This window comes from Streptomyces sp. NPDC056734, from assembly GCF_042790455.1.
GTDB lineage: Bacteria > Actinomycetota > Actinomycetes > Streptomycetales > Streptomycetaceae > Streptomyces.
Genome location: NZ_JBHTZD010000013.1, coordinates 56679 through 77982 on the forward strand (window position 1 = coordinate 56679; position 21304 = coordinate 77982).

A 21304-nucleotide genomic window follows, 5' to 3' on the forward strand; every position below is an offset into this window, starting at 1 on the left:
TCGTGGACGTTGTCGGGGGGAGGTTTCGGTGTGATGTGGTAGGGCGGCGATATGAGCGAGTTGGTGCCCGGGGGCAATGTGCCTCTTCCGGCCGGCCCGCTGAGTCTGTGTGTGCGGGGGCCGTTCGATGTGTCGGCGCTGGTCACCGGGGATGACGGGAAGGTTCGGGGCGACGGCGACTTCGTGTTCTTCAATCAGCCGGTGGCGCCCGGGGCCCGGCTCAGCGGGGACACGCTGACCGTCGAGCCGAGCGCCCTGCGTCCGGGGGCGACCCGCGTCACCGTCGTCGTCAGCCCGGCCGACCCCGGCACCGAGCTGGGCCGGCTGCCCGCCCCCACCCTCCAGGTCACCGGCCCCGGCGGCCGGCCCCTGGCCCGCTTCACCCCGGCCCCGCCCCAGCAGGAGACGGTCCTGCTGCTGGCGGAGATCTACCGGCGCGGCGACACCTGGAAGCTGCGCGCCCTCGGCCAGGGATACGGCGACGGGCTGGCCGGTCTGGCCAGGGACTTCGGCGTGGACGTGAGGGACGACCGGGCACCCGCGCCGCAGCCGTTCATACCCGCCCAGCGGACCCCGGCCGCCCCGCCCACCGACCAGGACGGCTACCTCGGGCTGGTCAACGCCGCCCGCGCCCAGGCGGGTTCACCGCCGGTCGCGCTGGACGCCCGGCTGTCGTCGGCCGCGCGGGCACACGCCGGGGCGATGGCGTCGGCGGGGCGGCTCGGCGTCGAGGGCGGCGACGGAGTGGCGGTGTACCAGCGGGTGATCGGCGCCGGGTTCGCGTATCTCACGATCGGCGAGCACCTGGTGTCGGGGCCGCGCACACCGGGCGAGTTCGTGACGTACCTCCAGCGCGGCGAGCAGCCCCGGCGCACCCTGTTCGACCCGGCCTTCACCCACGCCGGGCTGGGGTGCGCGACCGAGCACCGCACGGGTGACGTCTTCTGGACGGCGCTGTGGGCCCGCCCGCTCACCCCGGCCGACCTGGCGCGTACGGCGGCCGAGGTGACCGAGCTGACCAACGGGGAGCGCGTCCGGGCGGGGCTGCGCCCGCTGGCGCCGGACACCCTGCTCACGGCGGCGGCGCAGGCGCACAGCGCCGACATGGTGGCCCGTGACTTCTACTCGCACACCTCCCCGGAGGGCGGCCAGCCATGGGACCGGGCCGCCGCGGCGGGCGCCCGGCGCCGCTCCGTCGGGGAGAACATCGCGTGCGGACAGCGCTCGGCGCCGGAGGTGGTCACCGGCTGGATGAACAGCCCCGGCCATCGCGCCAACATCCTCAAGCCCGACTTCACCCACATCGGCATAGGTCTGGCGGGCGGCGGCCGGGCGGGGACGTACTGGACGCAGCTGTTCGGCGCGTGAGACCGGGCTGATACAGGCACCGGCACGGGCGCCGCCCCCTCGCGGACACCCGGCGTTTTGCCCGAACGGTCCCCTCCGGGACACCATGCCCCCATGAAGGGTGACCTCTTTTCCAGCCAGCACATGGTCCAGCCGGCCGCCGCGCCGGGCATGACGATCGAGAACGCGAAGTGCCTCAGGTACACGGTCAACGGCGAGATGCTGGCCCGGCAGGGCTCGATGGTCGCCCACCGGGGCAGCCTCCGGTTCGAGCGCAAGGGACAGGGCGGGGTCGGCGGCATGCTCAAGCGGGCCGTCACCGGCGAGGGGCTGCCGCTGATGGCGGTGCGCGGACAGGGCGAGGCATGGTTCGCGCAGGAGGCCCAGAACTGTTTCATCGTGGAGGTGGAGCCGGGTGACGAGTTCACCGTGAACGGCCGCAACGTCCTGTGTTTCGACGCCACGCTGTCCTACCGGATCGCGACCGTGAAGGGTTCCGCCATCGCGGGCGGCGGGCTCTTCAACAGCGTGTTCACCGGGCAGGGCCGGCTGGGCCTGGTGTGCGAGGGCGTTCCGCTGGTCATCCCGGTCTCCCCGCAGTGGCCGGTGTATGTGGACACCGACGCGGTGGTGGGCTGGACGGCGGGGCTCCAGACCTCGCTGCACCGCTCGCAGTCGGTCGGCTCGATGCTGCGCGGCGGTTCCGGCGAGGCGGTCCAGCTGATGCTCCAGGGGCAGGGACAGGTGATCGTCCGCCCGAGCGAGACCACGGCGGGCAAGCCCCAGCAGCACTGACCCGCAGAACGGGTTCAGAAAAGATCGGAAAGGTTCGAAAAGTGAGCACCTTGATCGGCATCTCGGACATCGAAGCGGCGGCCGGGCGGATCGCCGGGCAGGTGGTGCGGACCCCCACCGTGCCGAGCCCCGGGCTGTCCACGCTGCTCGGCGTCCCGGTGACCGCCAAACTGGAGCTGTTGCAGCGCACCGGTTCCTTCAAGGCGCGCGGCGCCACGGCCAGGCTGCTGGCGCTGAGCGAGGCCGAGCGGGCCGCCGGGGTGGTGGCGGTCAGCGGCGGCAACCACGGCATCGCGCTCGCCGTGATGGCCGCCGCCCTGGAGGTGAAGGCGACCGTCGTCATGCCGCGCTCGGCGCCCGCCCGCTCGGTGCGGCTGGCACGGGACGCGGGCGCGTCGGTGCGGCTGACGGACGACATGGGTTCGGCGTTCGCGCAGGTCGAGCGGTTGCGGGACGAGGGGCTCACGCTGGTCCACCCGTTCGACGACCCGATCGTGGTCGCCGCGCAGGGCACGGTGGGCCTGGAGTTCGCGGCCGACGCCGGTGAGCTGACCGATGTGCTGGTGAGCATCGGGGGCGGTGGGCTGATCTCCGGGGTCGCGGCGGCGCTGCGGGCGCGGCGGCCGGGGCTGCGGATCTGGGGCGTGGAGACCGAGGGCGCGCAGGCCATGTCCGAGGCGCTGCGGGCGGGCGGCCCGGTGCCGGTCACCCCGTCGTCGATCGTCATGCCGCTGAACGCGCCGACCGTCTCGCGCTTGACGTACGACCATGTGTCGGCGCTGGTCACCGAGGTGCTGGTGGTGTCGGACCGGGACGCCGTCCAGGGCTGTCTGGAGTTCGCCGAGCACGCCAAGCTGTGGACGGAGCCTTCGGCGGGCTGTCTGCTGCCGGCGGCCCGGCGGGTCCGGGAGCGGGTCGGCGAGGGGGCCCGGCTGGGGCTGGTGGTGTGCGGCGGCAACACCACGGTGAGCGAGATGGCGGACTGGACGGCCCGCTTCGGCCTGGGCTGACCCCGCCCCGCCCCCCGGCGGGAGGGCCGCCGCGCCGAACCCTGGGCGAAAGACGTGCCCCCGGTTGTGCTTCCGATTGAACACCCGGCGTCACCGCCCGCGTACCACTGGGAAAGCGTGGGAGCGGGGTTCACGGGGTGAGAGCGGGGTTCAGCGAGGGATGAGCATGGCCGAGACGCAGGTCTTCGCGCACGAACCGGTCGCCGGACGGTACCGACTCCTCGACCTGGTGCACCGGGAGACGAACCGCGTCAGCTGGCACGGCGAGGACATGGACGCGGGCCGCCCGTGTCTGCTGACCCGGATCGGGCTGCCGCCCGGGAGCGGGGAGGGCACCGCGTGCCGGGCGACCGGCAGGATCGGGCGCGTGGCGGACGCCATGGGCGCGCTCGTCCCGGGGCGGGTACCGAAGGTGATCGACGCGTTCGAGGACGCGGGCACGCTGTGGACGGTCACCGAGTGGGTGGGCGGCACTCCGCTGCCGGAACTCCTCGCGGCGGAGGGCTCGTTCCCCTATGTGCGGGTGGCACGGCTCGGGCTCGAACTGCTCGATGTCCTGGAGGCCGCGCACGGCGAGGGCATCACCCACGGCGAGCTGAGCCCCGGTCAGGTGTTCGTGCCGGACCGGGGCCCGGTCATGGTGTCCGGGTTCGGCCTGGCGGGCGCGACCCTGGCACCCCGGCTCACGGCACCCTCGTACGCCTCCCCGGAGCAGGCGCGGGACGAGCGCGTCGGCCCGGCCGCGGACCTGTGGGCGCTGGGCGCGCTGCTCTACACGATGGTCGAGGGACGGCCCCCGTTCCAGGACCGGGACCGGCCGGAGATCACGCTCCGGGGCGTGGACCGGCTGCCGTTGCGCGCCCCGCTGCGCGCCGGGCCGCTCGCCCAGGTGATCCAGGGCCTGCTGTGCAAGAACTCCCGCGAACGCCTGACCCGTCCGGTGACCCGCGAGGCACTCACCCGGGTGCTCGGCACCGCCCCGGACGCCGCCTCACCGCCCGGCCCGCGCCCCCGGCCGCACCACGCCCACGCCACCGCCGGGCACGCCGGTTCCCGCTGGAGCAGGCGGACGGTGGTGTTCGGTACGACGCTGGCGCTGGCGGCGGTCACGGTCGCCGTGGTCGCCGCGACCCGCCGGCCGTCCGGCGACACCGGCACCGCGGCGCCCGAGCCCCCACCCCGCCCATCGGCCTCCGCCCCACCCACGCCATCGCCGTCGCCATCACCATCCACAACGCCCCCGTCCCCCTCCCCGAGCGGCCTCCCGGAAGGCTTCCGGACCTTCACCTCCCCCGAGGGCTTCTCCGTCGCGCTGCCCGAGGGATGGACCGCGCTGGACACCGACAAGGTGTCGGACCTGGCCTACCGTGTCGTGCTCGGCGCCCGGGACGATCCGCGCACCCTCGCGGTGACCTACAGCGAGCGCGTCGGCCCCGACCCGGTCGCGGTCTGGCGTGACGACGTGGAGCCGGGCCTGGAGCGGACGGACGGCTACGAGCGGATCGGGGACATCGAGGCGACCACGTACCAGGGCCATCACGCGGCCGACCTCCAGTGGCTGGCCGACATCGACGGGACCCGCGTACGCACGTTCGGCCGGGGCGTCTCGGCGGGCGGCGGGCTCGGCTACTCGCTGCGCTGGAGCACCCCGGCCGCGGACTGGACGGAGGAGGCCAACCAGGAAGCGCTGGAGACGGTGTTGCGTACGTTCCGCCCTCCGGTGGGCTGACGGGCCGTCGCTTCCGGGAGGGTTCACCTGTGCGGTCGACCGGGCTGGGCAAAGCACCGTCAATGGGTGGATAGGCTGCCTGTCCGCACATCCGCAGAACAGTTCAGAGCCCCCACAGGAGAGTAGTCCGTGACTCTAGCGACCGAGCCCACCGAGGCATCGACCGCCCCCACCGACCCGTCCACCCCCGCGCTCGCCACCCCGCCCCTGTCGGACCTCGTGGCGCGGGACGCGCGCGAGTTCGGGGTCTACGCCCGCACCGGAGGCTGGGCCTTCGCGCTGCTGGTGGCGCGCAGCGTCCGGCCCGGCGGGCAGGGCGCGCAGGGGACGGCGAAGGTGTCGGCGAAGGAGTTCGCCGAGCTGGCCGGGTGCTCGCCGGACCGGGTGATGCGCTACTACAAGGCGTGGGACCGGGCCGCGGACGACGGCATGGTGCCGCAGTTCGAGGCGCTGCGGCCGGGCCAGGACGTCGAGTTGCCGGACGCCGACGTATGGCTGACCTACTACACCTCCCGCAACAGCGCCACCTCCGAGCGTGGCACCGCCATCGCCGAGGCGGCCGAGGCCGAGGGCATCCGCCCGACCAAGGCGCTGGAGGTGGCCGAGAACCCGACCGCGCTGCGGGCCGCGATCCTCGCCGACCCGTCCACCGCGCAGGCCGCCCGCCGCGCCCTGCTGGACCGGGTGCGCGAGGATCCGGAACTCCAGGCCGAACTGGCCCGGGACGTCGTGCGCACCGACGATCTGAAGAAGGCCGTCGCCACCGAGAGCCGCGCCGCCGACCGGATCGGCTATGTGCGGCAGATCGCCGAGTCGGGGCAGATCAAGACGCCCGCGGGGCAGACGGTGGACGCCCCCGCCGACGTACGGCAGGAGGCCGAGCGGCATCTGTCGCTGATCGACGAGCTGGACGACGACGAGGACTCCGGTGAGTGGGCCTCGGAGGCGTACGACACCATGAAGTCGCTGGTCGTGGAGACCGTCGAGGCCGATCCCGAACTGCGGGTGAGTGACCGCCGGACGAAGTTCTACAACAGCCTCCAGAAGGCGACGAAGGTGTTCGAGGAGCTGACCTTCGACGACGCCGAGGACTTCTACGAGGACGACATGGTCGCCCGCCTCGAAGACCTCCAGCAGGCGATCGCCTCCTGCCTGACCACACTGCGCGGCACCCGCAAGGAGCAGGGGCGGTAGTGCTCGGGCGGGCTGAGCAGCCGTAGTCATGTCGTGGCGTCCGGCTCATCCACGGGCCCGGCTTCGGCCTCCCCCAAGGGTGACCCGGGCGTCACTTCCTCCCGCCGGTCAGTGACCGCGTCTGCACCGAGCGGGCGACCTTCGGGCCGAGCCAGCGCTTGAACCGGCGCAGGGTCTCCAGGCGCCCGGCCGCCCGGTCGAGCCGGTAGTAGAGCTGCGGTGGGACGTACGGCAGCAGCGGCGAGTGGCGCTGGCCCAGCAGGGCGAACATCTGCTCGGGCGGCAGTCCGATGTAGCGGGGCAGACTCTCGTACCACTGGGCGCTGTAGCGGGCGGCGCTCTGCACCGGCAGCAGGGCGGCCTTGCGGTCCTGTTCGTAGGTGGTCAGGGCCCGGGGCAGTTCGCGGTGGGTGCGCAGGGCGCCGGCGAGGGACATGGCATCCTCCAGGGCGAGGGTGGTGCCTGCGCCGATGGAGTAGTGGGTGGTGTGGGCGGCGTCGCCGAGCAGGACGAGGTTGCCGTGGTGCCAGGTGCGGTTCGTCAGGGTTCGGAAGTTGAGCCACTGGGGGGCGCCGTCGGTCGACGAGCGGCCGATCAGGCGGTGGCCGTCGAGGACGTCCACGAAGAGTTTCTCCAGCAGTTCCAGCCCTTCGTCCTCGCCCGCGCGGTCGAGGCCCAGGCCGGTCCAGGTCTCGGGGGCGCACTCCACCACGCAGGTGGAGCGGTCGGCGCCGAATCCATAGCCGTAGCACCAGATCCAGCCGTGCGCGGTCTCGACGAAGGCGAAGGTGAAGGAGTCGAAGACCTTGGTGGTGCCGAGCCAGATGTAGTGGTTGCGGCCGGAGCGGACCTCGGTGCCGAAGGCATCGGCGTGCCGGGTGCGCAGGGCGCTGCGCACTCCGTCGGCGGCCACCACCAGGTCGGCGGGCGGCACATTCTCGGCGGTGATCTCCCGGGTGTGCTCGATGCGGACGTCCAGTTCCCGGGCGCGGGCGGCGAGGATCTCCAGGAGCCGGTGGCGGCCGATGCCGAAGCCCTGGTCGCCGCTGTGCCGGGTGGCCAGGCCCCGTACATGGGCGATGCCGTCGCTCCAGCGCACGGAACCGGCGTCGATCGCGAGGGCGGACTCCGGGTCGTGCGCGTGCAGTTTGTCGAGCAGTCCACGCCAGTAGGTCACGCCCCACCCGTAGGTGGAGCCCTCCGGATCGCGCTCGTGGACGGTGATGTCGTGGGCGGGGTCCTGCCGCTTCAGCAGGATCGACAGATACAGGCCGGCGGGCCCACCGCCGACGCAGACGACCTTCACACTCACCCCTGGAAGTCACTCAATGCGGTCAATTGACAACGCAGAGTAGCAGCGGCATGCGGGCGTGGCGGGACGCCCGGCCGCCGGGGGCGCCGGATGGGGTGGACGCGCGCGGAACGCGACGGGTGCGGCAGATGGTGGCGGGGGGTCACACGCTGCGGCACTCCGGGTGGCCCCAGCCCTGGTCGTTCTTGGCGATGGGCTCGCCCGCCGCGTAGGGGCGGGCGCAGGCCGGGCACCGGCCGGGGAACTTGGCCTTGATCGTGCGCGCGGCGGAGCCGCCGTTCGCGCGGGAGGCGGAGCCGCCGTTCGGGCGCGCGGACTTGCGGCGCGGGGCGCTCTTGGCCGGGGTGTCAGGGGAGGGCGGCGGCTCCGGGGAGCCGAGGTCGCTGCTCGCGGGCTCCTGGACGACGGCGGCCTGACTGGCGGCCCGGTCGGCGAAGTCGTTGAGCGGGTCGCCGTCGACCTGGTGGGCGGGGACGTAACGGAACTCGACCGCGCGGCCGTCGAGCAGTTCGTCGATCCGCACCACCAGTTCCTGATTGGCGACCGGCTTGCCGGCGGAGGTCTTCCAGCCGTTGCGCTTCCAGCCGGGCAGCCACGTGGTGACGGCCTTCATGGCGTACTGCGAGTCCATCCGGATCTCCAGCGGTACGCCGGGGTCGACCGCCGACAGCAGACGCTCCAGGGCGGTGAGTTCGGCGACGTTGTTGGTGGCCCGGCCGAGCGGTCCGGCCTCCCAGCGACGGGGAGTCTCCGTCTCGTCGGCCATCACCCATGCCCAGCCCGCCGGTCCGGGGTTTCCCTTCGAAGCCCCGTCGCACGCGGCCACCACTCGTTCACGCATGTGCCGATCATGTCATGGCCGCGGGGGCTCAGGAGATGTCGGTGGTGGTGGGCGGCCCGCCCTCGGTGGTCGTGGTGTCGATCACCGAGAAGTGGGCACCCTGCGGGTCGCCGAGCCCGGCGAAGCGCCCGAAGGGGCTGTCCATCGGCCCGTACCGCACGACCGCGCCGAGCTTCGTCGCCGTGGCGACGGCCTCGTCGCAGTTGGCGACGTTGAAGTAGACGTTGATGAACGGGGGCACCTCGGGCGGGAAGTCGTCCGTCATCTTCATCCGGCCCAGGGCCGTGCCCTCGGTGGTGTTGTAGAGCCGGAAGTCCATCTGCGCGTCCTCCATCTGCTGGGAGGTGAAGGGGAAGACGGCGGGGAAGAAGGTGTCGGACTTCTCGGGTGTGCGGGTGAAGATCTCGGCCCAGCAGTACGCGCCGGGCTGCTCCACGGGTGCCTCGAACCCCGCGTGCGTGCCGGGCTGCCACACGCCGAAGACGACCCCGCCGGGGTCGCTGGCAATGCACATGGAGCCGAAGTCACCGATCTGCATGGGCTCCATCGCCACCTGTCCGCCGTTGTCCCGGATGCGTCCCGCCGCGGCGGCGGCGTCGGTCGTCGCGAGGTAGAGACACCACTGCGACGCCGCTTCCTGGCCGGGCATCGGCGGTACGACGGCGGCGACGGCCTTGCCGTCCGAGAACGCCTGGGTGTAGTTGCCGTACTCCGGCGACGACTCGCCGAAGGTCCAGCCGAGGACATCGCCGTAGAAGCTCTTGGCCGCCTCGATGTCCGGGAACGTCGCGTCGGCCCAGATGGGGGTTCCCTCGGGTTTCACGGTCATGGTCGCGCCCCTCTCCGCTCATCGGGATTGTCCCGATATCTCACGCTAGTCACTTGAAGGGCCGATCGCGCGCCGAAATCGCATATCTGTTCCAAACTGGGGGCGGGACCTACGGCAGCGACCGCGCGACACGGAGTGGGCGATGGCGGAGACGACGATGCGAGCATGGTCGGTGACGGCGCCGGGGCCGGTGGCGGGGGAGCCGTTGCGGTGGGTGGAGCGGCCGGTGCCGGAGCCCGCCGGGGACGAACTGCTGGTGCGGGTGCGGGCCTGCGGGGTCTGCCGTACCGACCTGCATGTCACCGAGGGCGATCTGCCGGTGCGCCGGCCGGGGGTCACGCCCGGCCATGAGGTGGTCGGCGTGGTGGCGGCGCCGGGCCCGGACGCGCGGGGCTTCGCCGTCGGCGACCGGGTCGGTGTGGCCTGGCTGCGGTACACGGACGGCACCTGCGGGTACTGCCGCCGGGGCGCGGAGAATCTCTGCCTGGCCTCCCGGTACACGGGCTGGGACGCGGACGGCGGCTACGCCCCGTACACCACCGTCCCGGCGCCCTTCGCGCACCGGCTCCCGGACACCCTGGACGAGGTGGCGGCGGCCCCGCTGCTGTGCGCGGGCATCATCGGCTACCGGGCGCTGAAACGGGCCGCGCTGCCGGCCGGCGGGCGGCTCGGCCTGTACGGGTTCGGGGGCAGCGCCCATCTGTGCGCCCAGGTCGCCCTCGCCCAGGGCGCCCGGGTGCATGTGGTGACCCGGGGTGAGGCGGCCCGGCGGCTGGCCCTGGAGCTGGGCGCGTCCTCCGCCCAGGACCTGGACCGGCCACCGCCCGAACCGCTGGACAGCGCCATCCTGTTCGCCCCGGTGGGCGACCTGGTCCCGGTCGCCCTGCGCGCCCTGGACCGCGGCGGCGTCCTGTCCGTCGCCGGCATCCACCTCACCGACGTACCGCCCCTGCGCTACGAGAGCGACCTCTTCTACGAGAAGGAGCTACGCAGCGTCACGTCCAACACGCGCGAGGACGCGAGGGAGTTCCTGGCACTCGCCGCCCGCCACGGGGTGCGGGCGACGACGCACACCTATCCCCTCACGGGCGCCCTCACGGCCCTGCGGGACCTGCGGGCGGGCGCCTTCGACGGGGCGGCGGTCCTGGTCAACCCCGACGACCGGGCCTAGCGGAAAGCCCGCGGGTCCGCGTTCAGCGGCCGGCTCAGCCGTACGGTGATGAACTCGTTGTCGTCGGCCTTCCCCGCCGTCCGCCCGGACGAGAACGGGAAGTTGTTGTCGTTGAGCACGGCGACCGTCCGGTCGTCCAGCAGCACGACGTCCTCGATGGTCGTGAACGGGAACCGGAACGTCTCCCCGAATCCGCCGACGCCCTTGGGGTTGGCGATGTCCAGCAGATCGGCCACCAGCGTCTTGTCCAGCGCGCCGTCCTTGTCACGGTCGCGGGTGTCCGCGAGGTACAGCCGCTTGAACTTGGCGTCGTCGCCCTGTCCGCCGTCCCGCTCGATGACCAGGAACCGGTTCCGGTCGATGGCGATGGCGTCGCCGATGGCGTTGGCCGGGGACTCCAGACGGTAGGTGTACTCCTTGCCGGTGTAGGCGCGCTTGCCCAGATCGAACTCGCTGAACCGCAGGTCACCCGGCGTGTCACCGCTGACCGTGCCCTCCAGGAGGGGGTAGAGGTGACGTCCGTCGACGGAGCGCACCAGGCCCTCGAAGCCCTTGCTGCTGCCGAGGGTGGGCTGGGCGCCGCCGAGGTCCGGGTTCTCCGGCGCCTTCACTCCGGGCAGGGCGATGGGGGCGTCCAGCAGCTTGCCGGTGGCGGAGAAGTGCAGCAGGTAGGGGCCGAACTCGTCGCCGACCCAGTACGTGCCGTCGGACACCCGCGTGATCGACTCGACGTCGAAGTCGGCGCCGGTGAGGACCCGGTCGGAGCGGGTGAGCGCGAACGGCACCTTGCGGTCGGGGTCGCTGAGGTTGAAGCCGCTCACCACCTTGACCTCGCCGGTCCTGGTGTCGGGCCGCACGCGGTTCACGCGCAGCAGATAGTCGGCGCTGTTGGCCTTGTTGCCGTAGCCGTTGTCGGACAGCACGTCGTAGGTGCCGTCCTGGCGGTTCACGATGCCGCTGAAGCCCTGGACGGGCTGGTCCTGGAAGGGCGCGGCGATGCCGTTGAAGGGGCCCGTGCCGATGAGGGCGCCGGAGGGCTCGCTGTTCGGGACGTACGTCTCGGCCGGCAGGGACGCGAATCCGGTGAGGGTGGCCCGGCCGAAGTCGCCGCCCGGGTGCGGGTTCCCGGCGGCGGCGGGGGACGCCAGCGCGACCGTGAGGACGACGGAGCCGAGCATGATCGAAGGTCTTCTCATGGCGCGCACCGTAGGGACACCGGATGACCACCGGCCCAACTCCAGTCGACGAGCCCGCACATGCGTGCGGTCCACCGGTATCTGTCCGGCGGGTGACTTCCCAACGGGGCCGCGCCGTGCTTGCCTGGGACCCTTTCGGCGGGGGCGGGGGTGTGGATGCGCGGTCTTCGGATGCGCGGTCTTCGGATGCGCGGTCGGTGGATGGTGGGCGTGCTGGGCGCGCTGCTGCTGCTCGGCGCCTGCACGGACCCCGAGTCGGGAGCGCAGACGGCGCCGCCCACACCCGACGTACCGACCACGACCCGCCAGAAACCGGCCCCGTCCGCCTCCCCCACCCCCAGCGCCACCGCCACCGCTCCCGCTCCCGCGCGGGGCATGTCGGTGCTGTATCTCGGCGACTCCCTCGCCATGGAGAACCAGACGGTTCTCGGCCAGGAACTGCGCGGCACCCTGGGCGCGGCCTACACCAGCGCCCCCTACTCCGGCACCACCCTGTGCGACTACCTGGAGGGCACCGGCGACCCGTCCCTCGTACCGGACGCGGACAAGGCGGCGGCGCTGGTGCGCACGGTGCGGCCGGACGTGGTGGTGCTCCAGTTCTGGGGCAACGCCTGGGGCTACACCCCGTGCATGGACGGGATCACGTACGACGCCTCCCGCGACCGCTACTTCGCACGCTACGCCGCCGACGCGCGCCGGCTGACCGAGCAGATCGCCTCGGCGGGCGGGGACCGGCGTCCCCGGATCGTCTGGGTGCTCCAGGGGCCGGACCCGATCACCCCCGAGCGCGTCGAGCGGGTCAACGGCATCTACCGGGAGCAGGCCGCCGCCGCGTCGGACGCGCTGGCCGACGCGGGAGGGGTGGTCAGCCCGCCCGGCGCCCGCTACCGGTGGGTCGAACAGCTCCCCTGCACCGCGTACGAGCGCGCGCACCCCGACTACTGCACCGACCCGGCGAAGGACCGCACGGCGCTCCACCGCGCCGACGACCACCTGCACTTCTGCCTGGCACCCACGACCTCGACACCGAAGCCGTGCCCGGTGCGCTCACCCGGCATCCTGCGGATGGCCCAGGAGATCACCCGGGCGGTGGGCACGGCGGGCTGAGCGTCCCCGACGGCCACGCTCGCCGCGCCTGCTCGTTCTTCCGTTCGACACGCCCCGTCCCGGTCAGCCGGGGTCTGGTCCCATGGGCGCCACGGGAATGCACGCCGGCGGGGTCGAGGGGGACGCGCCGCTGCTACGGCGGTCGGCCGCCCCAGGCCACCGGCCACCGGCCACCGACCACCGGCTCCCGGCTCCCGGCTCCCGGCTCCCGGCTCCCGGCCAGCGTCTCTCCGCTCCCTCCGGCCCCCGGCCCTCGACGCGCGCCTCCCCCCTCCGCGCTCCCGCCTCCCGGGCCACAAGCCCCCGGCCGCTCACTCCCCCGCGAAGGCCCGCTCCAGCTCGGCGATGTCCAGTTTGCCCATCTTCATCATGGCGGCGGTCGCGCGGGCGGACTTCGCGCCGTCCGGGGCGCTGATCATGGCGAGCAGGCGCTCGGGGACGACCTGCCAGGAGACGCCGAACTTGTCCTTGAGCCAGCCGCAGGGGCCGGGCTCGCCGCCGTTCTCGGTGAGCCTGGTCCAGTAGTGATCGATCTCCTCCTGGTCCGCGCACAGGATCTGGAAGGAGACCGCCTCGGTGAACCTGAACTGCGGGCCGCCGTTGAGCGCGACGAACCGCTGGCCGTTGGCCGTGAAGTCGATCGTCAGCACCGTCCCGGCGGGGAACGGGGCGCCCTCGCCGTAGCGGGTGGACCCGCCGAGGGCGGAGTTCTTGAAGATCGACACATAGTGGTGGGCGGCGTCCTCCGCCTGGCCGTCGAACCAGAGGCAGGTGGTGAATCCGTCGGTGCTCATGATTGTCTTCCTGACTGTCTTCCGGGCATCGGTCACGGTCATCTGTATCGACCGCCCCACGCCCCGAAACTCATCGCTCCCGGCCGCTCACCGGGGCCCGGCCGCCGCTCGGCCGACGGCGAATCTGCTGCGGGCCGATAAATCCGCGCCGCGCCCGCTCCCGCGCCGACAGTGGAGAGCACCAGTGGGGAGCACGAACGCACCACCGCCTCCCCTCGTCAGATCTGTACGTCAGGAGCGACGCGATGTCCCTGTCCCTGTTCACCGCCCGTCCGGGCCCGGCGGCGCTGCCCCGGGCCGAGGAGGGCGACACCCGGCGCACCCCGTTCGACGACCAGCTCGCCGCCCAACTGCTCGGGCAGCGGATCGTGGTGCTCGGCACCGAGGTCGACGAGGTCTCCGCGAACCGGATCTGCGCCCAGTTGCTGATCCTGTCGGCGGAGGACCCGCACACCGACATCAGCCTGTTCATCCAGAGTCCGGGCGGCTCGGTCCACGCCGGGCTGGCCATCTACGACACCATGCGGCTGATCCCCAACGACGTGGCCACGCTCGCGATGGGCTTCGCGGCCAGCATGGGCCAGTTCCTGCTCAGCGTGGGCACGGCGGGCAAGCGGTTCGCGCTGCCCAACGCACGGATCATGATGCACCAGCCGTCCGCCGGGATCGGCGGCACGACGGCGGACATCGAGATCCAGGCGGACAATCTGGAGTTCACCAAGCGGACCATGGAGCGGATCACCGCCGAGCACACCGGGCAGAGCCCGGAGACCATCTCCCGCGACGGCGACCGCGACCGCTGGTTCACGGCGGAACAGGCGATCGAGTACGGCATGGTGGACCGGATCGTGGAGTCCTTCGCCGACATCCGTCCGGGCGCCGCACGACGACGGATGGGGCTGTGACATGAGGACCCACCGGATCGACGACACGAGGAGCAGGCGGATCGACATGGGCACCTACACGATCCCGAACGTGGTCGAGAAGACCCCGCACGGCGAACGGTCGTACGACGTGTTCAGCCGGCTGCTGTCGGAGCGGATCATCTTCCTCGGCACGGAGATCGACGACGGCGTGGCCAATGTCGTCATCGCGCAGCTGCTCCATCTGGAGTCGGCGGCGCCCGAGAACGAGATCTCGATCTACATCAACTCCCCCGGTGGTTCCTTCACTTCGCTCATGGCGATCTACGACACCATGACGTTCGTGCAGGCCCCGATCTCGACGTTCTGCGTCGGTCAGGCGGCCTCGACGGCGGCGGTGCTGCTGGCGGGCGGCGACCGGGGGCGGCGGTTCGCGCTGGAGCACGCGCGGGTGCTGCTCGGCCAGCCCGCGTCCGGTGGCCGGCAGGGCACGGTGTCGGATCTGGCGCTCCAGGCCAAGGAAATGGTCCGGATCCGGGCCCAGGTCGAGGAGGTGCTGTCCCTGCACACCGGGCACGACATCGCGACCCTGCGCGCGGACATGGACCGCGACAAGGTGTTCACCGCGCAGGAGGCGGTGGTGTACGGGCTCGCCGACCAGGTGGTGAGCCGGCGTCTCGCTCCGGTGTGACGGACGCCGGCGACGGGGCGGTCAGGCGGCCAGCAGCATCCCGTCGTACGAGGAGGTCGGCCGGCGCGTGCTCCGGCCGGCCGTGCGGCTGGTGACCCGGATCAGTTCGCCCTGGGCCAGCGACAGCAGCTCGCCGAGCCCGAGGCCCAGGGCGCGCGCGGCGGCGGCGAGGACCTCGGAGGAGGCTTCCTTGCGCCCTCGCTCCACCTCGGAGAGGTACGGCATGGAGATCCGGGCCGCCTCGGCGACATCCTTCAGCGTCCGCTCCTGCGCGAGCCGCTCCCGGCGCAGGACATCGCCGATCAGGTCACGCCACAGGGGCTCGGGGCGGGACGGTTCCGAGGCAGCCGCGCGGGCCGGTCCATAGGCACCCGGGCGGCCCGGTTCGCGAGCGGTCGGTCGGTCGGACGCGGGGCGGGCGGTCCCCGGGCGCTCGGCGCGGCGCAGGGGGATGACGCGGGCTTCGTTCGGCGCTTGGTTGCTCACCTTCCCAGCGTAGGAGCGCCGGCCGCGCTGGGAAGGGCTCCGGGGTTCGCCCTCGGTGGAATCGGCGGAGAGCGAAGACGCATGCCCCGGTGAACCCTGGGTAGCCGAGGCATCGAAGACGCACAGTCAGAAGCAGCGAGCCGACGACAGAAACCGAACTCCGATGTTCGTGGGAGAGGGCAATGAACACCGCCGTGATCAGGTCGAAGGCAAAGGTCGAGCACGACACCGCCGGGACCCGAGCGGGGGAGGGGATACTGCCGGACTCCGTGGATCCACGGACCGTGGCGCCGCTGGACGCGCGCGAGCTGTCCCGTCAGCTCTTCCCCCGGCTGGCCGAGCTGGAGGAGGGCACACGCGAACACCAGTACGTCCGCAACACCCTGATCGAGCTGAACATCTCCCTGGTCCGTTTCGCGGCCGGCCGCTTCCGCGGTCGCGGCGACGACATGGAGGACATCGTCCAGACCGGCATGATCGGGCTGATCAAGGCGATCGACCGGTTCGATCTGTCGCGGGAGGTCGAGTTCACGACCTTCGCGCTGCCGTACATCGTCGGTGAGATCAAGCGGTTCTTCCGGGACACCACCTGGGCGGTGCACGTACCGCGCCGGCTCCAGGAGCTGCGGGTCGAGCTGGCGAAGGCGCGCGAGGAACTCGCCGGTCATCTGGACCGCGAGCCGACGGTGGCGGAGCTGGCCGCGGTCATGGACCTCACCCCGGAACAGGTGGTCGAGGGCCAGCTCGCGTCCAACGGCTACAACTCGTCGTCCCTCGACGCGGCCCTGACCGGTGAGGACCCCGGCCATGGGGAGGCCGTGCTGGCCGACTTCATCGGGGTCGAGGAACGCGGCCTGCGGCTGGTCGAGGACGTCCACTCGCTGGCCCCGCTGATGGCCGAACTCGGCGAACGCGACCGGCGGATCCTGCACATGCGGTTCGTGGAGGAGGCCACCCAGGCCGAGATCGGCGACCGGCTCGGCTGCTCGCAGATGCATGTGTCCCGCCTGCTGAAGCGGATCATCGTACGGCTGCGCAAGGGCATGCTGGGAGAGCTGGGCTGCGCCTGAGGGCGGCGAGGCGGTACGGGGCCGGGCCCGGCGTCCGGCGCTCGGCCCCGCTCCCCTGTCCGCTCACTCCCCCGGGTCCCCGCCGACCCGCAGCACCGCCCGTACCCGTTTGCCCACCGGCACCCGTTCGACCGTCACCTCGGCCGTGAGGGCGTGCACGATCTCCATGCCGTGCCGGCCGACGCGTTCGGGATCGCGCGGGTAGGCGCGCGGGAGAGCCGCGCTGCTGTCGTAGACGTAGACCGTCACCACGGCGTCGGTGCCCTCCAGTTCGAGGATGTACGGGCCGTTGCTGTGCCGGTCGGCGTTGGTGACGAGTTCGCTGACCACCAGGAGCACCTCGTCCTCGGCGCGGTCACCGATCTCGGCGCACCACTCGGTTCTGAGCTGTTCCAGGAAGAGCCCGGCGAACGCCCGCGCCTCGGCGATGCACCCCGGTTCCCCGGTGTAGTGCGCCGCGCGCCGGAGCGGTTCGACGGGCACGTCGAAACCAGTCGGCATCACTGCCCCGTCCCGGTGCTCGATCATGCGTTTCTCTCTCGGAAGCCGGCGTGGCCGGAGGCTGCTGCACCAGTGCTGGTACCCAGAGCCGGGCCGCACAGTCCCCGTGGGGAGAGCGTTACAGCGCGGGGAGGGGCGCGGCGGACTCGGCAGCAGTGTAGGCGGACGCCTCGGCGGGGGGTCCCGGGGAGGGAAATTTCCCGGACGGCCGCGAACGGACACGCCGGACGCGAAGGGACACCGACAGGCGCGAACGGACCTCCCGGCGGGCGGCCGGTGCGGGGGCTGCCTAGCGTGACAGGGTGACCGCCCCCGTCCCCGCCCCGCACCCTGTCGACCCGCACGCCCTCGCCCGGCACGGCTGGTTCGACGCGTTGTTCACCGTGGTGGCCGGGATGCTGGCGATGGGGGTGGTGGCCGCGCTGGGGCTGTGGGCGGCCGGGGCGCTGGACCTGCCCGACGGCGCGTACGCGCGGGTCGTCGCGGCGACGGTGGTGACGGCGGTGGGCGGCACCGTCGAGCCGCGCGGCAGCGCGGGCCCACTGGCGACGACGGACGCGGCCCTGACGGTCGTACCGCTCTCCGTGACCCTGACCGGCGCGCTGGTCGTCGCCACCGGCTTCCTGCGCCCGCTGCGCCACCGTGCCGTGGCGGGTACGGCGGAACTGGCGGCCTGGGCGCTGCGGATCGCCGTGCTGTGGCTGCCGGCCCTGCTCGGGCTGTCCTTCGCGGCCCGGCAGACCTTCCGGATCACCCTCGGCGAGGGCGCGGCGCGCGAGCTGACCGATCTCTTCGGCCTCTCCGCCGAGGTCGGTTTCGCCGCCGATGTCCCGCTCACCCTGCTCCTGGGGGCGCTGTGGCTGGCGGGTGTGCTGATCGTGGCGCTGCTGGTCTCGCGCCGGGCGCCGCTGTCCGGCCCGGCGCTGCGCTGGCACTTGGCGGCGCGTCCGGCGGCGTACGCCATGGTCGCGGTGCTGCTGGTGTGTGTCGCCGTGGGGGTGGTGACGGGGCTGGTGGTGGCCGTGTCGCGGGGGCATGCGGCGGACACCTTCGCGGTGCTGCTGCTGGGCCTGCCGAATCTGGTGTGGCCGGCTTTCACCATCGGGCTGGGCGCCACCTGGCACGGCAGGGTGGACGGCCCGTTCGGACTGCCCATGCCCCGGCTCCTGGATCAGGTGCTGCGCGGCCCCGATGTCTCGACGCTCGATCTGCGCGCGCTGGCGCGGTACGACGGGCGGGTGTGGTGGCTGGTCGCGATCGACGCGGTGCTGCTGCTGGGGGCGGCGTTCGTGATGGCGGCCCGCTCCCCCGCCCGCACCCGTCTGTGGCAGCACGCGCTGCGCATGGCGGTGGCCCTGGTGCTGACGGTCCTGATGATCTGTCTCACCGGCCGGATCACCGCCCACTACGGTCTGTCGGTCCTCGGCATCGGCAGCCTCGGCGGCGATCTGTCCGGCGAACTGTTCCTCCACCCCGACCTCTGGCCGGCCCTCGGCCGGGCGGCCCTGTGGGGCGTGGTCGCGGGCTGCGCCGGTGGCCTGCTGGCGGCGGCCGTACGCCGGCGCGGTGGCCTCGGAGGGGACGCGGCACCGCCGTAGCGCCGGACGCTCCCCGAACACCGGCCGTCCCGGCCCGTCGGTGGCGGCCCGTCTCAGGCGACCGGCACGACCAGCGGCGGAACCATGCGCTGCATCCGCAGCGCGTCCACCGACTCGGCCAGCAGTTCGTACTCGGTGGTGTCGTCGCTCGCCGCGATCCGCACCAGCCGCCCCACCGCCAGCTCGTCCGCCACCAGCCCCTGCTGTGCGGCGTCGGAACACCAGCGGCGCAGCAGCCGGGGCACGTCCGGGACCCCGGCGGCCACCGGGACCAGGGCACCCTTGGGGTAGTGCGGGCTCTCGGGGAGCGGGTCGAGCCGCTCGGCTATCCAGGAGGCCCGGTCACGCAGCCACCACAGCGCCAGTGCGAGCGTGGGTGCGCGATAGGTGCCGAGCGGTACGCCGATCCGCCGGCCGTCGCACACTCCGTACGCCGTTACATGGCAAAGGAATTCGTCGTGCACCCTTCCACTCCCCCGCTGATCGCGTGCGGCCTTGCCTCGCTTTCGTGCGGATCCGGAGCGGTGTACTGCCCCTCACGTTGAGTATGTTCACTCTTGACACACTGTCACCATTGTTTTCCGGCCAGTCTGTTGGCATATTCGCGGGAGCGGCTGGCCAAAATGGTGTGGGTCGAGGAAGGGGTGTGGGTCGAGGAAGGGGGGACACGGTGGCCGTGCGCCTGGCGGAGCGGCTCTGGGCGTCCCGGCGGTCAGCCCTTGACGACGGCGTCGATCCTGGCCAGTTCCTCCGCGTCGAAGTCCAGGTTGCGGGCCGCGCCCACGCTGTCCTCCAGCTGACGGGTGCTGCTCGCGCCGATCAGTGCCGAGGTCACCCGGCCGCCGCGCAGCACCCAGGCCAGCGCCAGCTGGGCCAGGGTCTGGCCGCGGGCAGCGGCGATGCCGTTCAGGGCGCGCAGCCGCTCCAGCTGCTCGCCGACCGTGTCCGCGGTGAGGAACGGGCTGTCGCCCGCCGCCCGGGAACCGGCCGGGATGCCGCCGTCGAGATAGCGGTCGGTGAGCAGGCCCTGTTCCAGCGGGGAGTAGGCGATCGAGCCGACCTGGAGTTCGTCCAGGGCGTCCAGCAGGCCCTCGTCCTCGGGGCGGCGGTCGAGCATCGAGTAGCGCGGCTGGTGGATCAGCAGCGGGGTGCCCAGCTCGCCCAGGATCCGGGCGGCTTCACGGGTCTGCTCGGCGGAATAGTTCGAGACACCCACATACAGCGCCTTGCCCTGCCGCACCGCCGTGTGCAGGGCGCCCATCGTCTCCTCCAGCGGAGTCTTCGGGTCGAAGCGGTGCGAGTAGTAGATGTCGACGTACTCGACGCCCATGCGGGCGAGGCTCTGGTCGAGGGAGGACAGCAGGTACTTGCGCGAGCCCCACTCGCCGTACGGGCCGGGCCACATCAGATAGCCGGCCTTGGTGGAGATCACCAGCTCGTCCCGGTACGGGGCGAAGTCCGCGCGCAGGGCGTCGCCGAGCGCCGACTCGGCGGCACCGGGCGGCGGGCCGTAGTTGTTGGCGAGGTCGAAGTGGGTGACGCCGAGGTCGAAGGCGCGGCGCAGGATGGCCCGCTGGGTCTCGGCGGGGCGGTCGGGGCCGAAGTTGTGCCAGAGGCCGAGCGACAGCGCCGGGAGCTTCAGGCCGCTGCGGCCGGTGCGCCGGTAGGGCAGGTCCGCATAGCGGTCGGGGTGTGGGGTGTACAACGCGACTCCATCAGGGTGGGCACACGGGGGTCTCAGGGTCCGGTACGAGTACGGGTACGGGTACCGGCACCGGAGTGGGCCGGTACCGGTGAACCGGCGTCCACTCTGTCGTGACCGGCGGGCAGCGGTCCAACAGAAGAATCAGATGGAATTGAGCGACTACGCTGCTCAATCATGGAACTGCGTCATCTCCAGCACTTCGTGGCCGTCGCCGAGGACCAGCATTTCACCCGGGCCGCCGAGCGGCTGCTGGTCTCCCAGTCGGGCCTGTCGGCGTCCATCCGCGCCCTGGAGCGCGAGCTGCGGGCGCCGCTGTTCGTCCGCACCACCCGCCGGGTGACGCTCACCCCGGCCGGGCGGGCGCTGCTGGGCGAGGCGGAGCGGATCCTGGCCCAGGTCCGCTCCGCGCACGAGGCGGTCGCGGCGGTGCAGGGCGTGCTGCGCGGCATGCTGGCGCTCGGCTCGGAGCAGTGCATCGCCGGGGTGCATGTGGCGGGGCTGCTCGCGGCGTTCCGCCGGAGTCATCCGGATGTGGAGATCTGTCTGCGCCAGGCGGGCTCGGGCGCGCTGGCCGAGGAGGTGGCAGCCGGGCGGCTCGACCTTGCCTTCGTGGTGCAGTCGGCGGCGGACGACCCCGACCGGTTGCGCCGGGTGCCGCTGACCAGCGAGCCCATGACCCTGCTGTGCCATCCCGGGCACCGGCTGGCCCGCGCGGGCGCGGCGGTCACGCCGCAGGAGCTGGGCGGCGAGGTGTTCGTCGACTTCCACCCGGACTGGGGGCCGCGCCGCACCACGGACGCCGCGTTCGCCGCCGCGGGGGTGCGCCGCAAGGTCGCGCTGGAGGTCAACGATGTGCACGGACTGCTCGACATGGTGGGCGAGAACCTCGGCATCGCGGTGGTCCCGAGCCACTTCCGCCTCAAGCGCGAGTCCCTGACCGCGCTGCCGGTGAAGGAGGCCGAGGAGACCGTGTACGAGACGGTCGCGCTGCTGCCGCCCGCACAGGCCACCACCCCGGCCGCCCGTGCCCTGATGGCGCTGCTGGAGAACGGAGGCGCGTGAGGC

The 21304-nt window shown here is 72.6% G+C and carries 21 protein-coding genes; 12 read left to right on the top strand and 9 right to left on the bottom strand.

Translation table 11 applies throughout. The annotated features are described in order from the left end of the window. Positions 1–51 precede the first annotated feature (51 nt). From ACFRFC_RS20625 to ACFRFC_RS20645, 5 genes are all read left to right on the top strand, one after another. The gene (locus tag ACFRFC_RS20625; protein ID WP_382679121.1) at positions 52–1368 is read left to right on the top strand and encodes a CAP domain-containing protein; all 1317 of its coding nucleotides are present in this window, start codon (positions 52–54) and stop codon (positions 1366–1368) included. Between the two features lie 93 nt (positions 1369–1461). Further along, positions 1462–2142: an AIM24 family protein gene (locus ACFRFC_RS20630; RefSeq protein ID WP_382679118.1), complete on the top strand. Its 681-nt coding sequence runs from the start codon at positions 1462–1464 to the stop codon at positions 2140–2142. Between the two features lie 50 nt (positions 2143–2192). After that, entirely contained in the window at positions 2193–3152 is a 960-nt protein-coding gene (locus ACFRFC_RS20635) for a threonine/serine dehydratase (protein ID WP_382680155.1), read from the top strand. 166 nt (positions 3153–3318) lie between these two features. Next, positions 3319–4881, top strand: a complete 1563-nt coding sequence (locus tag ACFRFC_RS20640; protein WP_382679115.1) for a serine/threonine-protein kinase — start codon at positions 3319–3321, stop codon at positions 4879–4881. Positions 4882–5010: 129 nt separating this feature from the next. Beyond that, a complete protein-coding gene (locus ACFRFC_RS20645; protein ID WP_382679112.1) occupies positions 5011–6075 on the top strand; it encodes a hypothetical protein in 1065 nt (354 codons plus the stop codon). Between the two features lie 91 nt (positions 6076–6166). Here ACFRFC_RS20645 and ACFRFC_RS20650 read toward each other — a convergent pair whose 3' ends face one another. The 3 genes from ACFRFC_RS20650 to ACFRFC_RS20660 all read right to left on the bottom strand — a co-directional run bounded on the left by ACFRFC_RS20650 (position 6167) and on the right by ACFRFC_RS20660 (position 9057). Further along, a complete protein-coding gene (locus ACFRFC_RS20650; protein WP_382679109.1) occupies positions 6167–7387 on the bottom strand; it encodes an FAD-dependent monooxygenase in 1221 nt (406 codons plus the stop codon). Positions 7388–7529: 142 nt separating this feature from the next. Further along, complete coding sequence (locus ACFRFC_RS20655; protein ID WP_382679106.1) at positions 7530–8228, bottom strand: ribonuclease H; 699 nt, start codon at positions 8226–8228, stop codon at positions 7530–7532. 28 nt (positions 8229–8256) lie between these two features. After that, entirely contained in the window at positions 8257–9057 is an 801-nt protein-coding gene (locus tag ACFRFC_RS20660; protein WP_382679103.1) for a VOC family protein, read from the bottom strand. A 157-nt stretch (positions 9058–9214) separates the two neighbouring features. Here ACFRFC_RS20660 and ACFRFC_RS20665 point away from each other — a divergent pair, with 157 nt between their 5' ends. Beyond that, positions 9215–10228: a zinc-binding alcohol dehydrogenase family protein gene (locus ACFRFC_RS20665; protein ID WP_382680154.1), complete on the top strand. Its 1014-nt coding sequence runs from the start codon at positions 9215–9217 to the stop codon at positions 10226–10228. Here ACFRFC_RS20665 and ACFRFC_RS20670 read toward each other — a convergent pair. Continuing rightward, positions 10225–11424, bottom strand: coding sequence for an esterase-like activity of phytase family protein (locus ACFRFC_RS20670; RefSeq protein WP_382679100.1), 1200 nt, complete (start codon positions 11422–11424; stop codon positions 10225–10227). The two genes, ACFRFC_RS20665 and ACFRFC_RS20670, sit on opposite strands and share 4 nt — an antisense overlap. A gap of 186 nt (positions 11425–11610) precedes the next feature. On the opposite strand from ACFRFC_RS20670, the gene ACFRFC_RS20675 reads away from it, so the two are divergent. Further along, on the top strand, positions 11611–12531 hold the full coding sequence (locus tag ACFRFC_RS20675; protein ID WP_382679098.1) for an SGNH/GDSL hydrolase family protein: 921 nt from the start codon (positions 11611–11613) through the stop codon (positions 12529–12531). 311 nt (positions 12532–12842) lie between these two features. Here the strand turns inward: ACFRFC_RS20675 and ACFRFC_RS20680 are convergent, their stop codons facing one another. Then, complete coding sequence (locus ACFRFC_RS20680) at positions 12843–13325, bottom strand: VOC family protein (RefSeq protein ID WP_382679095.1); 483 nt, start codon at positions 13323–13325, stop codon at positions 12843–12845. 251 nt (positions 13326–13576) lie between these two features. On the opposite strand from ACFRFC_RS20680, the gene ACFRFC_RS20685 reads away from it, so the two are divergent. Both ACFRFC_RS20685 and ACFRFC_RS20690 read left to right on the top strand, forming a co-directional pair. Next, complete coding sequence (locus ACFRFC_RS20685; protein ID WP_382680153.1) at positions 13577–14230, top strand: ATP-dependent Clp protease proteolytic subunit; 654 nt, start codon at positions 13577–13579, stop codon at positions 14228–14230. A 46-nt stretch (positions 14231–14276) separates the two neighbouring features. Beyond that, positions 14277–14879: a ClpP family protease gene (locus ACFRFC_RS20690; protein WP_382680152.1), complete on the top strand. Its 603-nt coding sequence runs from the start codon at positions 14277–14279 to the stop codon at positions 14877–14879. A gap of 21 nt (positions 14880–14900) precedes the next feature. On the opposite strand, the gene ACFRFC_RS20695 is transcribed toward ACFRFC_RS20690, so the two are convergent. Further along, positions 14901–15365, bottom strand: coding sequence for a helix-turn-helix domain-containing protein (locus ACFRFC_RS20695; protein WP_382679092.1), 465 nt, complete (start codon positions 15363–15365; stop codon positions 14901–14903). A gap of 182 nt (positions 15366–15547) precedes the next feature. Here ACFRFC_RS20695 and ACFRFC_RS20700 point away from each other — a divergent pair, with 182 nt between their 5' ends. After that, entirely contained in the window at positions 15548–16435 is an 888-nt protein-coding gene (locus ACFRFC_RS20700; protein WP_382679089.1) for an RNA polymerase sigma factor SigF, read from the top strand. A gap of 63 nt (positions 16436–16498) precedes the next feature. Here ACFRFC_RS20700 and ACFRFC_RS20705 read toward each other — a convergent pair whose 3' ends face one another. Further along, a complete protein-coding gene (locus ACFRFC_RS20705) occupies positions 16499–16963 on the bottom strand; it encodes an ATP-binding protein (protein WP_382679086.1) in 465 nt (154 codons plus the stop codon). Positions 16964–17331: 368 nt separating this feature from the next. On the opposite strand from ACFRFC_RS20705, the gene ACFRFC_RS20710 reads away from it, so the two are divergent. Further along, on the top strand, positions 17332–18534 hold the full coding sequence (locus tag ACFRFC_RS20710; protein ID WP_382680151.1) for a streptophobe family protein: 1203 nt from the start codon (positions 17332–17334) through the stop codon (positions 18532–18534). A gap of 53 nt (positions 18535–18587) precedes the next feature. Here ACFRFC_RS20710 and ACFRFC_RS20715 read toward each other — a convergent pair whose 3' ends face one another. Then, positions 18588–18998, bottom strand: a complete 411-nt coding sequence (locus tag ACFRFC_RS20715; RefSeq protein WP_382679083.1) for a hypothetical protein — start codon at positions 18996–18998, stop codon at positions 18588–18590. 248 nt (positions 18999–19246) lie between these two features. Further along, positions 19247–20239 carry an aldo/keto reductase gene (locus tag ACFRFC_RS20720; protein ID WP_382679081.1) on the bottom strand — a complete coding sequence of 331 codons (993 nt, stop codon included), beginning with the start codon at positions 20237–20239 and terminating at the stop codon, positions 19247–19249. 174 nt (positions 20240–20413) lie between these two features. Here ACFRFC_RS20720 and ACFRFC_RS20725 point away from each other — a divergent pair, with 174 nt between their 5' ends. Then, positions 20414–21301, top strand: a complete 888-nt coding sequence (locus tag ACFRFC_RS20725) for a LysR family transcriptional regulator (protein ID WP_382679078.1) — start codon at positions 20414–20416, stop codon at positions 21299–21301. The last annotated feature ends 3 nt before the right edge of the window (positions 21302–21304 follow it).